Below are 12,280 nucleotides of genomic sequence, written 5' to 3'. Positions count from 1 at the left end.
GTTACAACCATGGAACATCCGGCATTTGCGTGCCGGATGCAAGCAAAAGGAAGGGACTGCCAATGACCATTGAGGCTCATCTTGCAACGCTTGAGAAAAAACATGGCGCCCTCGAAGAGGAACTGCATGAAGCGCTCCTTTCTCCCTCCTGCGAGGACGAATTGATCAGCGAACTCAAGCGGCGGAAGCTGCGCATCAAGGACGAAATCGAAAGACTCCGTTCCTCGACACACTGATTGTGAACGGTATTCCCGCGTTTTCGGGAGGCGCCGTTTCGTTGGAGGCGAAACGACGCAACAGAAGGTCAAAACAATCCCAAAACGTAACGGATCGCTCGACCGGGCTTACGGCCCGGTCCGCTTCTCCGGACGGCGTTCGTTGTCCGGGGCATCCCGTCTCCCCATCAAGCTCTCAGGACCAGAACTGGTCGAGCCATAGGTTGAGGCCGTCGAAGCCGGGTCTGTGGATCGCGTAGATACGCCGGGTGCCGCTCGTCGACACCGAGACGAGATTGCAGTCGAGCAGTGCCTTCAAATGCTGCGAGACGGCCGGGCGGCTGATCGGCAGCCCTTCGGCGAGTTCATTGACAGTCTTCGGGGCACGCCGCAGCTCCTCCAGCAAATATCGCCGGTTCGGATCCGCAATGGCATCAAATGGGTCCGCGATCGTCATGGGTCGGACGTTAAGCGAATTTCGGCGGAGCGGCAAGAAATTTGTGCATTGCGATAAGTCCGCATTGCTTTGCAGCATCACGGCTCGCCGCGGCTATCTGCGGAGCGCGCCTTTTGCGAGGCGGGGAAGAGACCTCAGCCGCCGGACAGGAGGCTGGTGAGCCCGTCCCAGACAAGTCTCGATCCGGCGATGAAAGCCATTGCGTACATGAAGGGGTAGAACACCTGCGGCTTCATCCGGCGCACGATCCAGGCGCCGCAGGCCGTCGCGACCATGGCCAGGGGAAAGAGTGTGGCCGATGTCGCGAGGTTGCTGGTGTCGAGTTGCCCGAGCGCGAAATAGGGAATGAGCTTCACCGCATTGAGGATCGCGAAGAAGCGCACGATGGTGCCGGTATATTCGCGCGGGTCGAGCTTCAGCGGCAAGGCGTAGATCTGGAACGGCGGCCCGCCGGCGTGAGCGACGAAACTGCCATATCCGGCGAAGCTCCCCCAGAGCGCGGCAGGACCGAGACGATGCTGCTTGGGAAGGATTGCCGCGCCGCTGCGGCTTCTCCAGACCGTATAGGCGTAGCGCAGCACGAACACCACGGTGATGGCGCCGATGATCAGCCTCAGCGCGTCGCGCGGCACATAGGCGGAGGTCGCCCAGCCAATGGCAATGCCGGCGATCGCGCCGGGCAGCAGCATGGTCAACGTCTTCCGGTCGCCGTTCTTGCGCCAGATCCACAGGGAGACGATGTCCATGGCGATGAGAATAGGCAGAAGCAGTGCGGCCGCCTGGACGGGCGAGACCGCCATGGAGAGGATCGGAACGCCCATTAGCGACAGTGCTTCGCCCATGCCTCCCTTGCTGAGGCCGACGAGCAGGACTGCCGGAACGGCGACGAGATAGAAGTCGAGATCGGGGAGCATCGGTGGCGGTTGATCCTTCGGTCATCTCCGTCTATCGGTTTTCCCGAACGAAATCGAGTAGCGGATTCCCGCCTGCAGCGGGCATCGCCAGGAACGAACAATATGAGCAATACCGAAAACCGCTGCCGCCTCGTGCTGATCGCGCCCGATATGCCCGACATCGCCGAACGTTCGAAGGTGCTCGCCGATGCCCTCAAGGGCGGCGATGTGGCATCGGTCGTCGTTCCGCAATACGGGCTCGACGAGACGGATTTCCAAAGGCACGCCGAAGCGCTCGTGCCGGTGATTCAGAACGCGGGGGCGGCAGCGCTCATCGAGGGCGATACGCGCGTCGCCGGTCGCGCCAAGGCGGATGGCCTTCACATTGCGGCCGGTGCGGATGTCCTTGCCGAAGCGATCGAGCGGCATGCGCCGAAAATGATCGTCGGCGGCGGCAACGCAACCGACCGCCACCATGCGCTCGAAATCGGCGAGGTTCGGCCGGACTACGTGTTCTTCGGCCGTACCGATGGCGACATCAAGCCGGAGGCGCACCCGAAGAACCTGGCGCTCGCGGAATGGTGGGCGTCGATGATCGAAATTCCTTGCATCGTCATGGGCGGCACCGATCCCCAATCGGCGCTTGCGGTTGCCGAGACCGGCGCTGAATTCGTCGCGCTTCGTCTCGCGGTCTTTGCCGAGCCGGGCCAGGCGCCCTCCGTGGTTGCGGCCGTCAACGCCTTGCTTGACGAAAAAGCGCCACGGTTTGAAGATTAGACGTGGCGATGCTGAGACGATCCTCCCTGAAACTGAGCCGGGTCGCGACCCTTGTCGTCGCCATCGCTCTGGCCGCCCTGCCGGCTCGCGCCGAGCAGCCGCCGCCTGCTGCACCGGCGGATGAGGGCGTCGTCCCAAAGCGCGGCCGGATCACGCCTTATAACGGCGCGGTGCTGCCGGAGGGAACGGAAAAGCCGGCCAAGGACGACACGGGTGTCAAGCCGAAGGCCGGCGAGGAAAAGCCGTCCGGCGGCGTCAACGTCATCGATCGCATGGGCGCCGAACTTCCGGCGCTTCCCGCAGAAAAGCCGTTTTCCGGCAAGGTGGACGACGCCTATGGAGCGTTCCAGCGGGGCTATTACCTGACGGCAATGGACCTCGCGCTGCCGCGTGCCCAGCTCGGCGACCCGGCGGCGCAGACGCTGGTCGCCTCGATCCTCGAGCAGGGCCTTGGTGTGGCGCGCAATCCCAAGGATGCCGCCTTCTGGTACGGTCAGGCGGCGAACAACGGCGATCCCGCGGCGATGTTCAAATATGCGCTGATCCTGATGGAGGGGCGCTACGTCAAGCGCGACCGCAAGAGCGCGGATGAACTGATGAAGAAGGCCGCCGATCTCGGCAATGCGGCCGCCCAGTTCAACTATGGACAGACGCTCGTCGCCGACACGCCAGGCCCCAAGGGACTGAAGGCGGCGATGCCCTATTACGAGAAGGCCGCCGAGCAGGGGATCGCCGACGCCCAATATGCGCTGTCGCAGATCTATCTCAATGTCGATGGCATTGACGACGGCAAGCGGGCTCGTGCCCGGGAATGGCTGCTTCGCGCGGCGCGCGCCGGCTATGATACGGCACAACTCGACATCGCGATCTGGCTGATCGAGGGGATCGGCGGCGACCGTAACCTCGAAGAAGGCTTTGCCTGGATGAAGCGGGCGGCCGAGGGCGGCAATGTCGTCGCGCAGAACCGGCTTGCCCATCTCCTCGTCAACGCCATCGGCACGCGGCCCGATCCGATCGAGGCGGCGAAGTGGTACGTGCTGTCGCGCCGGGCCGGGCTCAAGGACGACACCCTCGAGGACTTCTATCTCGGCCTCAACGACACGCAGCAGAAATCGGCGCTCGCCGCGGCGAACAAGTTCCGCTCGTCCTGAGCGGGCGATGAGCCGTGGTTCGATGGGCAGGCGCTATTTCGCTTGAACTTTCGGGGATTTTGTGGTCTTGAAGCCCCGGTTTTGTCCGCGGCCTCCCAGTATCCTACCCCGTGGGCAGAGTGACATCTCACTCGGTTTTTTGACGACGGTTGCGTCTCCTCGCCGACCCTTCGCATGGGGCGGACCGTCAAACAGGTTCCATGTCCGGTCGAGATGGCTCGGCCGGCATTCGCTTTCAGAGGATTGCCCTATGGCCCGTTCTGCCCTTCTCAATGTCATGGTCCAGGCGGCCTTCAAGGCCGGCAAATCGCTGGCGCGCGATTTCGGCGAAGTACAGAACCTCCAGGTCTCGTTGAAGGGGCCGAGCGACTACGTTTCCCAAGCCGACCGCAAGGCCGAGCGGGTCATCCGCGAGGAACTGCTCAAGGCTCGCCCGACCTATGGCTTCCTCGGTGAGGAAGGCGAGGAGATCAAGGGAACGGACGGCGCCCATCGCTGGATCGTCGATCCTCTCGACGGCACGACCAATTTCCTCCACGGCCTTCCGCATTTTGCCGTATCGATTGCCCTGGAGCGTCAGGGCGAGATCGTCGGTGCGGTGGTTTTCAATCCGGCGACCGACGAACTTTATACGGCCGAGCGCGGCGGCGGCGCCTTCCTGAACGACCGGCGGCTGCGCGTCGGCGCCCGCAAGGCCCTTTCCGATGCCGTGATCGGCACCGGTACGCCACATCTCGGCCGGGGCAATCACGGCAAATATCTCATCGAACTTCGCCACGTCATGGGCGAGGTCGCCGGTATCCGCCGCTTCGGCTCCGCCTCGCTCGACCTTGCCTATGTGGCTGCCGGGCGCTTCGACGGCTTCTGGGAGCGTGACCTTGCCGCCTGGGATATCGCTGCCGGGGTCCTGCTGATCCGCGAGGCCGGTGGCTGGGTGACCGACATCGATGGCGGAAGCAAGCCGGTCGAAGACGGGTCCATCATCTGCGGCAACGAGTATATCGCCAAGGCGCTGCGCGAGGTCATCCACCGCCCGGTCTCGACCAAGTAGTCCCGGGGGCCGGCCCGGCGCAGAACAAAGCGGGGCCGCGAGGCCCGCGTCTTATCCCTGAATCGGGCTCTGATCTGGGGAAGCATGCAGTAAGCGTCGGACGAACATATCCGATGCAGGCGACCGAAAGCATTCATCTGCAGGGCCTTCCGTTTTCCCTTCAATTTGGCACAAAGTTCCACTAGTCTCCCGGCCGATAGGGATGGTCTCCGGCCATCGGCGGCATCGTTCGGCCGAGATCGCTATTGATTTCGAGAATGGTCCGCTACTTCAAAGAGTTGCAGCAACCGTCGCCTGTGCGGACAGGCGCGAGCAAAGCCGCAAACCGGGAGATTGGCAAACGCATGACGAAACTGAGTCTGTCCGGCTGGCGTGGGCAGGAAGTGGCGGAGGAGAACTATAATCCGCACAAGCTTTCAAGCCCGATGCCCTATTTCTGGACGATGGTCATCTTTCTGATCATCGTCGGTTTTGTCGCAGCGATCCTCTTCCGGCAGGCACGCGAAGCCTTCGGTGGCAATCCCGGTCTCAACGGGTTGATCCTCGGCGTGCTGGTGATCGGCATTCTGCTGGCGTTCAATCATGTGCTTGGGCTCAGACCCGAAGTGCGCTGGTTCAACTCGTTCCGCGCCGCCGGAAGTGCCGACAAGGTCGGACGCGACCCGGTGTTGCTTGCGCCGATGCGGGCGCTGATCGGCGGGCGCCAGACGACGGCGATCTCGACGATCGCGCTCCGCTCGATCCTCGATTCCATCGCCGCCCGTCTCGACGAGTCGCGCGACATCACCCGGTATCTCGCCGGCCTTCTCGTCTTCCTCGGCCTGCTCGGTACCTTCTGGGGCCTTCTCGGAACGATCGGCTCGATCAATACCGTCATTCAGTCACTGGACGCCGGTTCGGGCACGACGGAGGACCTCCTGAGCTCGCTGAAGAGCGGCCTGTCGGCGCCGTTGACCGGCATGGGCACCGCCTTCTCGGCCTCGCTGTTCGGCCTGTCCGGTTCGCTGATCCTCGGCTTCCTCGATCTGCAGGCGGGACGTGCGCAGAGCCGCTTCTACACGGAGCTTGAGAACTGGCTGTCATCGGTGACCGATGTCGGCTCCGGATTTTCCGCGCCGATCGAGACCGTTGGCGGCGCGCCGGCGGAGGAAATGCGGCGCGTTGCCGACCAGCTCTCCCGCCTCGCGCACGATGGTGGCGTCAACCAGCGCACGACGGCGGCGATGGCGAGCCTCGCCGAGGGCATTCAAGGTCTCGTCAAGAACATGCGCGGCGAACAGCAAATGCTGCGCGACTGGATCGAGGCGCAACAGGAGGAGGCCAAATCGATGCGCAAGACGCTCGACCGGCTGACATCGCGCATCGGCCAGGCCGACCGGATCGCGGTGAACAGCGAGAGGACCGCCTCGCAGGCGAAGCTCAGCCATGCGGACGAAAGCGGGGGTGACTGATCGATGGCGCTCGCCCGAAGGGGCCGCAATCCGCGGACGATCAACTACTGGCCGGGCTTCGTCGATGCACTTTCGACCTTGCTGATGGCGATCATGTTCCTGCTCAGCGTCTTCGTCACGGCGCAGTTCCTGATGGGGCGGGAGATCACCGGCAAGGACGAGGTGCTGAACCGGCTGAACAGCCAGATCAACGAACTCACCCAGCTTCTGGCTCTCGAAAAGAGCGGCAAGCAGGACCTCGAGGATTCGCTTGCCAATCTCCAGGCGTCTCTGGCGCAGTCGGAAGGAGACCGGTCGCGCCTGCAGGCCTTGCTCGACCAGGGGGCGGGCAGCGCCGATGAAGCCAGTCAGAAGCTCGGCCGGTTGGGTTCGGAACTCGCGAACGAGCGGCAAATCAGCGCCCGTGCGATGAGCCAGATCGAGCTTTTGAACCAGCAGATCGCCGCGCTGCGAAGTCAGATTGCCGCCATCGAGGGCGCGCTGCAGGCCTCCGAGGCGAAGGATCAGTCGTCGCAGGCCAAGATCGCCGATCTCGGCCGTCGTCTGAACGTGGCGCTCGCCCAGCGCGTGCAGGAACTCAACCGCTATCGCTCGGACTTTTTTGGGCGGCTGCGGGAAATCCTCTCGGATCGCGAAAATATCCGCATCGTCGGCGACCGTTTCGTCTTCCAGTCGGAAGTACTGTTCTCCTCCGGCAGCAGCGACCTGAACCCCGAGGGCGAGGTGGAGATGGCAAAGCTCGCCGCGGCGCTGCTCGACCTTGCCAAGGAAATTCCGGCAGAGATCAATTGGGTCCTGCGCGTCGACGGCCATACGGATAACGTGCAGCTCTCCGGCACCGGCCGCTTCGCCGACAACTGGGAACTGTCTTCGGCGCGCGCCACCTCGGTCGTCAAGTTCCTGATCTCCAAGGGGGTTCCGGCCGACCGCCTGGTGGCGGCCGGGTTCGGGGAGTACCAGCCCATCGCCGTCGGCGAGAGCCTGGAGGTGCGGGCACAAAACCGGCGCATCGAACTCAAGCTGACCGAGAAATAGGCGTGCACGCTCCTGCTTGAATTGACCTTGACGTGTGCGTAAGAGTCGTCAGGGATGTCTGGGGGAGTCGCCTTTGATGGATTGCGATGTATTGGTCATCGGTGCGGGCCTTGCCGGGCTCGTGGCGGCATCGGAGGCGGCGGCGCAGGGCCGCAAGGTGATCGTTGTCGATCAGGAGGGCGAGCAGAATCTCGGCGGCCAGGCTTTCTGGTCGCTTGGCGGTCTCTTCTTCATCGACAGTCCCGAGCAGCGGCGCATGGGCATTCGCGACAGTCGTGACCTTGCCGGCCAGGACTGGATGGGGTCGTCGCAGTTCGACCGACCCGAGGATCACTGGCCGCGCCTCTGGGCCGAGGCCTATCTCGACTTCGCCGCCGGCGAAAAACGACGCTGGCTGCATGCACTCGGGCTGCGCTGGTTTCCCGTCGTCGGCTGGGCCGAGCGTGGCGGCGGTCTTGCCCACGGCCACGGCAATTCCGTTCCCCGCTTCCACATCACCTGGGGCACCGGCCCGGCCGTGCTCGAACCGTTCATCCGGCTGACGCGCGAGGCGGAAAGCCGGGGCCTCGTCCGTTTCCGCTTCCGCCACCGCGTCGACGAACTGGTAACGACGGACGGTGCCGTGACGGGCGCGCGCGGCGCGTTCCTCAAGGCGGATGCGGTCGACCGCGGCCAGCGCAGTTCGCGCGAGATCGCCGGCGAGTTCGAGATCTCCGCCGGCGCGGTTATCGTCAGCTCGGGCGGTATCGGCGGCAATCACGAGCTGGTGCGCCGCAACTGGCCACGCAAGCGGCTCGGCCAGCCGCCGGCATCGATGGTCAGCGGCGTGCCGCATCATGTCGACGGCCGCATGCTCGAGATCGCGGGCCGCGCACGGGGCTCGGTCATCAACGCCGACCGCATGTGGCACTATACCGAGGGCCTCAGGAATTTCGACCCGATCTGGCCGGACCATGGCATCCGCATCCTGCCGGGCCCGTCTTCGTTCTGGTGCGATGCCGACGGCAATCGCTTCGCAGCACCCGCCATGCCCGGTTTCGACACGCTCGGGACATTGGCCGCGATCCGCAAGAGCGGCCACGACTACAGCTGGTTCATCCTGACGCGAGGGATCATCAAGAAGGAATTCGCCCTTTCGGGGTCAGAGCAGAACCCGGATCTGACCGGCAAGAGCATCGCACTTCTCCTCAAGCGGCTAGGCAAGAATCCGCCCGGTCCGGTCCAGGCGTTCATGGACAAGGGCGAGGATTTCGTCGTCAAGGACCGGCTGGAGGATCTCGTCGATGCCATGAACAGGTTGACGGGCGAGAACCGGCTTTCGGTGCCCCATCTCAAGGCGCAGATCGAGGCGCGCGACCGCGAGATCGACAATCCGTTTTCCAAGGACGCGCAGGTAACGGCCATCCGCGGGGCCCGCGCCTATCGCGGCGACCGGTTGCTGCGGACGGCCCGGCCGCATCGTCTCCTGGATCCGAAAGCCGGCCCGCTGATTGCGGTGCGATTGCATATCCTGACGCGCAAGACGCTCGGCGGGCTGCAGACCAATCTTGCCGGGCAGGTGCTGGAGATCTCCGGTGAGCCGGTGCCGGGCCTCTTTGCTGCCGGCGAAGTCGCCGGGTTCGGCGGCGGCGGCATGCACGGCTACAACGCGCTCGAGGGGACCTTCCTGGGCGGCTGCATCTTTTCCGGCCGCGCCGCGGGGCGGGGCGCCGCAACGAAGACATAGCCGGGCTGCGGGAGCACCCCGGCTAAGTCATGTGTCGTCAATCCATCTGCACGTTTGCGTCGCGCACGACGGGCGTCCATTTTGCCAGTTCCGCTTTCACATGCGCGGCCAGTTCCTCGGGTGTCGAACCGACGATCTTGGCGCTGAACTCCTCCATGCGCTTCTGGACGGCCGGATCGGCGAGCGCCTTCTTGGCCGACTCGTTCAGGCGGGCGATGACCGGCTGAGGCGTGTTGGCCGGGGCGAAGAGCGCGTTCCAGGTATAGGTCTCGTAGCCGGGAATGCCGGACTCGGCGATGGTTGGGACGTCCGGGAAGGAGGGTGCGCGTTCGGCGGTGGTCACGGCGAGCGCCCTGAGCGTCCCCGCCTTGATGTGGCTCGACGACGAGGGCAGGTTGTCGAACATGATCGGCACCTGGTTGCCGATGACGTCGTTCAGCGCCGGGCCGGAGCCCTTGTAGGGAATGTGCTGCATCTCGACCCCGGCCATCTTCTTGAAGAGCTCGCCGGAAAGATGCAGCGGCGTGCCATTGCCGGAGGATGCGTAGCTGTACTGATCGGGCGACGCCTTCAGGAGCGCCAGCAATTCCTGCACCGACTTGGCCGGCAGTTCCGGATTGACGACCAGCACGTTCGGAACGATGACCAGCAGCGAGATGGGCGCGAAATCCTTCTCGGGATCGTAGGGCTTGGTCTTCAGGATCAGCGGGTTCAAGGCGTGGGTTGCGACCGTGGCCATGAGGATCGTGTAGCCATCGGGATCGGCGCGCGCGACATTGGACGCCCCAAGGTTGCCGCCGGCACCGGCGACGTTCTGCACGATGACCTGCTGGCCGAGATCCTCGGACATCTTCTGGGCGATGATCCGCGCAACCACGTCGGTCGAGCCGCCGGCGGCAAAGGGGACGACCAGCGTTATCGTTCGGTCCGGAAACTCTTGCGCCTCAACCGGGCCGCCGAGCGTCAATGCGGAAAGTGTCGCGACGCCGAAGGCGAGGGCTGCGCGGCGGGTCATGCTCATGAACGTCATACGGATAATCCTCCCAATCTCGTCGAAGGCGCTGCCGGCAGAAGCCGGCCCCTTTACAATAGGGCCGCGCTTGCCGGGGGCAATGGCGGTTGGAGGAACAATCGCAGCTCACAGACGAAAGTCGAATGCAGAGCCTGAGGCGCGTCGCGATTAACAGCCGCTATGCGACATGCATCAGGCTTGGGATTCGACGAACAGTCCTTCCGCGCCATGATCGAACTGAAGCCGCGCGAGCTTGGCATAGAGCCCGCCCTGGCGGATTAGCGACGCGTGGGTGCCTTCCTCGACGATGCGGCCATGATCCATGACGAGAATGCGGTCCGCCTTGAGTACAGTCGCCAGCCGATGGGCGATGACGAGCGTCGTGCGCTCCCGCATCAAGCCGTCGAGCGCCTTCTGGACGAGCGTCTCGCTCTCCGCGTCGAGTGCCGACGTCGCCTCGTCGAGAAGCAGGATCGGAGCATCCTTGAGGATCGCCCGGGCAATGGCGATGCGCTGGCGCTGGCCGCCGGAAAGCGTCACGCCGCGCTCGCCGACCAGCGTGTCGTAGCCGCGGTCGAGCTTGGCGATGAATTCGTCGGCCTGTGCGGCAATGGCTGCCTTTTGCACGGCCTCGCGGCTCGCCGCGGGCGCGCCGAAGGCGATGTTGTCATGCACCGAGGCGGCGAAGATCGTCACGTCCTGGGGGACGATCGCGATCCGGTCGCGCAGGTCCTTCGGGTCGACGCTGCGGACGTCCATGCCGTCGACCAGCACGGTTCCCTTGATCGGATCGTAATAGCGCAGAAGCATCGAGAATACGGTGCTCTTGCCGGCGCCGGAAGGACCGACGATGGCAACGGTTTCGCCCGGCGCCACCGCCAGGCCCAGGCCCTTGAGGCTCTTGTAGTCCGGCCGGGCCGGATAGGCGAAATGCACGTCGTCGAACGTGATCGCCCCCCTGGGCGGCTCGGGCATGGCGGCGGGATGCTCGGGCGGACGGATCTGCGGGACCTCACTGAGGAGCTCGTTCAGGCGCTCGGCGGCGCCTGCGGCTTGCGAGATTTCGCCCCAGACCTCCGAGAGCGCTCCGAGACTGCCGGCGGCAAAGACCGAATAGAGCAGAAACTGGCTGAGCGTGCCGGCGGAAAGGGTGCCGCCGAGCACGTCGCGGGCGCCGAACCAGAGGACCGCCACGACGCTGCCGAACACCATGGTGATGGCAAAGGCGGTGAGCGCCGAACGCGCTTTGATCGCGGCGCGGGCGGCGCCGTAGGCCTCCTCGACGGCGCTACCGAAACGGCGATTGGCGCTCTCCTCGCCATTGAAGGCCTGGACCGTGCGGGTGGCGGCGATCGCCTCGCCGGCATAAGCGGATGCGGCGGCCAGCGTATCCTGCGCCTGACGGGAGCGGCGGCGGACGGAGCGGCCGAAACCGACGAGCGGAAAGACGATCAGCGGTATCGCGGCGATGACCAGGCTCGACAGTTTCGGGCTCGTATAGACCATCATGCCGATCGCGCCGAGACAGAGGATCAGGTTGCGCAGCGCAACGGACGCCGTGGCGCCGACCGCCGACTTGATCTGCGTCGTATCGGCGGTCAGGCGCGAAACGATCTCGCCGGACTGATTGACGTCGAAGAAGGAGGCGGAGAGCTGCGTCACCCGGGCGAAGACATCGCGGCGAAGATCGGCGACGATGCGCTCGCCCAGCGAGATGACGAAATAGTAGCGGGCAGCACTAGCCAGCGCGAGCACGATCGCCAACACCATCAGCATCGAGAAATAGGTGTTGATGAAGGCGGAATCGGAGTTCGAAAAGCCGTGATCGATCATCCGGCGGACGGCCAGCGGCAGCGTCAGCGTGGTCACGGCGGCAACAGTCAGCGATATGCCGGCGCCGATCGCGAAGCGGCGGTATCGCCGCACATAAGGCAGCACGGCTGCGAGCGGCCGGACGGACTTGCGCTCGCGCGCTTGGTTCTCTTGTCTTGGCACGTGACCCCCGATCGCCTGTCACGGAGGGTCGATTAAGTCTTCCGCGCGGCACTTGTTATCCCGCGGACCTTCATGTATAGGCACGGCATCGAATTAGAGAAGCCGTGGCCAAGAGCGGTCCGCGGCTTCATTTACGTGTTCGGTCCCGAAGTCGCAATGCCTTGCGACAATTGGACCCTGGAACTCTAGGAAGATCGTTATGAAGGCAGATATCCATCCCGACTACCACACGATCAAAGTGGTCATGACCGACGGCACCGAATACGAAACCCGCTCGACCTGGGGTTCGGAAGGCGCAACCATGAACCTCGAAATCGACTCGAAGTCGCACCCGGCCTGGACCGGCGGCAACCAGCAGCTCATGGATCGCGGCGGCCGCGTTTCCAAGTTCAAGAAGCGCTTTGAAGGCCTCGGCCTCTAATCGCTCGCGATACCGCATTTTCGAAGCCCGGCATTGCCGGGCTTTTTTGTTGGCTGATGTTGGCCTGGATTGAAGATGAAGTGCGGGCACGGTGAA

General features: G+C 64.3%; 12 protein-coding genes. 8 read left to right on the top strand and 4 right to left on the bottom strand.

What is annotated here, in order from left to right; translation table 11 throughout:
• The first annotated feature begins 62 nt into the window (after positions 1-62).
• Positions 63-236, top strand: a complete 174-nt coding sequence (locus RHIBR816_RS35635; protein WP_018235573.1) for a YdcH family protein — start codon at positions 63-65, stop codon at positions 234-236.
• A 175-nt stretch (positions 237-411) separates the two neighbouring features.
• Here RHIBR816_RS35635 and RHIBR816_RS0105690 read toward each other — a convergent pair whose 3' ends face one another.
• Positions 412-672, bottom strand: a complete 261-nt coding sequence (locus tag RHIBR816_RS0105690) for a helix-turn-helix transcriptional regulator (RefSeq protein WP_018235572.1) — start codon at positions 670-672, stop codon at positions 412-414.
• A 134-nt stretch (positions 673-806) separates the two neighbouring features.
• Positions 807-1,586 (bottom strand): sulfite exporter TauE/SafE family protein, encoded by a 780-nt coding sequence (locus RHIBR816_RS0105685; RefSeq protein WP_018235571.1) that lies wholly within the window; start codon positions 1,584-1,586, stop codon positions 807-809.
• A gap of 102 nt (positions 1,587-1,688) precedes the next feature.
• Here RHIBR816_RS0105685 and RHIBR816_RS0105680 point away from each other — a divergent pair, with 102 nt between their 5' ends.
• From RHIBR816_RS0105680 to RHIBR816_RS0105655, 6 genes are all read left to right on the top strand, one after another.
• On the top strand, positions 1,689-2,342 hold the full coding sequence (locus tag RHIBR816_RS0105680; protein ID WP_018235570.1) for a thiamine phosphate synthase: 654 nt from the start codon (positions 1,689-1,691) through the stop codon (positions 2,340-2,342).
• 8 nt (positions 2,343-2,350) lie between these two features.
• The gene (locus tag RHIBR816_RS0105675) at positions 2,351-3,493 is read left to right on the top strand and encodes a tetratricopeptide repeat protein (RefSeq protein ID WP_018235569.1); all 1,143 of its coding nucleotides are present in this window, start codon (positions 2,351-2,353) and stop codon (positions 3,491-3,493) included.
• Positions 3,494-3,743: 250 nt separating this feature from the next.
• The gene (locus tag RHIBR816_RS0105670; protein WP_018235568.1) at positions 3,744-4,544 is read left to right on the top strand and encodes an inositol monophosphatase family protein; all 801 of its coding nucleotides are present in this window, start codon (positions 3,744-3,746) and stop codon (positions 4,542-4,544) included.
• Between the two features lie 344 nt (positions 4,545-4,888).
• Positions 4,889-5,995: a MotA/TolQ/ExbB proton channel family protein gene (locus RHIBR816_RS0105665; RefSeq protein ID WP_026186679.1), complete on the top strand. Its 1,107-nt coding sequence runs from the start codon at positions 4,889-4,891 to the stop codon at positions 5,993-5,995.
• Positions 5,996-5,998: 3 nt separating this feature from the next.
• Positions 5,999-7,030: a peptidoglycan -binding protein gene (locus RHIBR816_RS0105660; protein WP_018235566.1), complete on the top strand. Its 1,032-nt coding sequence runs from the start codon at positions 5,999-6,001 to the stop codon at positions 7,028-7,030.
• Positions 7,031-7,106: 76 nt separating this feature from the next.
• On the top strand, positions 7,107-8,756 hold the full coding sequence (locus RHIBR816_RS0105655) for an FAD-binding dehydrogenase (protein ID WP_018235565.1): 1,650 nt from the start codon (positions 7,107-7,109) through the stop codon (positions 8,754-8,756).
• 37 nt (positions 8,757-8,793) lie between these two features.
• On the opposite strand, the gene RHIBR816_RS0105650 is transcribed toward RHIBR816_RS0105655, so the two are convergent.
• Together RHIBR816_RS0105650 and RHIBR816_RS0105645 are read right to left on the bottom strand one after the other, a co-directional pair.
• Positions 8,794-9,786, bottom strand: a complete 993-nt coding sequence (locus RHIBR816_RS0105650) for a tripartite tricarboxylate transporter substrate binding protein (protein WP_018235564.1) — start codon at positions 9,784-9,786, stop codon at positions 8,794-8,796.
• Positions 9,787-9,960: 174 nt separating this feature from the next.
• Entirely contained in the window at positions 9,961-11,763 is a 1,803-nt protein-coding gene (locus RHIBR816_RS0105645) for an ABC transporter ATP-binding protein/permease (protein WP_018235563.1), read from the bottom strand.
• A gap of 199 nt (positions 11,764-11,962) precedes the next feature.
• Between RHIBR816_RS0105645 and rpmE the strand changes: the two genes are divergently transcribed.
• The gene (rpmE, locus tag RHIBR816_RS0105640) at positions 11,963-12,184 is read left to right on the top strand and encodes a 50S ribosomal protein L31 (protein WP_018235562.1); all 222 of its coding nucleotides are present in this window, start codon (positions 11,963-11,965) and stop codon (positions 12,182-12,184) included.
• The last annotated feature ends 96 nt before the right edge of the window (positions 12,185-12,280 follow it).

It is taken from the genome of Ensifer sp. BR816 (genome assembly GCF_000378985.1).
Taxonomy (GTDB): Bacteria; Pseudomonadota; Alphaproteobacteria; order Rhizobiales; family Rhizobiaceae; genus Sinorhizobium.
The sequence above is the reverse complement of the archived record's forward strand: the minus strand, read 5'-3'. Positions and strand labels throughout refer to the sequence as shown.

Coding starts and splice junctions, on each gene's coding strand:
- RHIBR816_RS0105660 (WP_018235566.1), top strand. CDS start 5,999: ATGGCGCTCGCCCGAAGGGGCCGCAATCCGCGGACGATCAACTACTGG.
- RHIBR816_RS0105680 (WP_018235570.1), top strand. CDS start 1,689: ATGAGCAATACCGAAAACCGCTGCCGCCTCGTGCTGATCGCGCCCGAT.
- RHIBR816_RS0105690 (WP_018235572.1), bottom strand. CDS start 672: ATGACGATCGCGGACCCATTTGATGCCATTGCGGATCCGAACCGGCGA.
- RHIBR816_RS0105665 (WP_026186679.1), top strand. CDS start 4,889: ATGACGAAACTGAGTCTGTCCGGCTGGCGTGGGCAGGAAGTGGCGGAG.
- RHIBR816_RS0105685 (WP_018235571.1), bottom strand. CDS start 1,586: ATGCTCCCCGATCTCGACTTCTATCTCGTCGCCGTTCCGGCAGTCCTG.
- rpmE (WP_018235562.1), top strand. CDS start 11,963: ATGAAGGCAGATATCCATCCCGACTACCACACGATCAAAGTGGTCATG.
- RHIBR816_RS0105650 (WP_018235564.1), bottom strand. CDS start 9,786: ATGACGTTCATGAGCATGACCCGCCGCGCAGCCCTCGCCTTCGGCGTC.
- RHIBR816_RS0105670 (WP_018235568.1), top strand. CDS start 3,744: ATGGCCCGTTCTGCCCTTCTCAATGTCATGGTCCAGGCGGCCTTCAAG.
- RHIBR816_RS0105675 (WP_018235569.1), top strand. CDS start 2,351: ATGCTGAGACGATCCTCCCTGAAACTGAGCCGGGTCGCGACCCTTGTC.
- RHIBR816_RS35635 (WP_018235573.1), top strand. CDS start 63: ATGACCATTGAGGCTCATCTTGCAACGCTTGAGAAAAAACATGGCGCC.
- RHIBR816_RS0105655 (WP_018235565.1), top strand. CDS start 7,107: ATGGATTGCGATGTATTGGTCATCGGTGCGGGCCTTGCCGGGCTCGTG.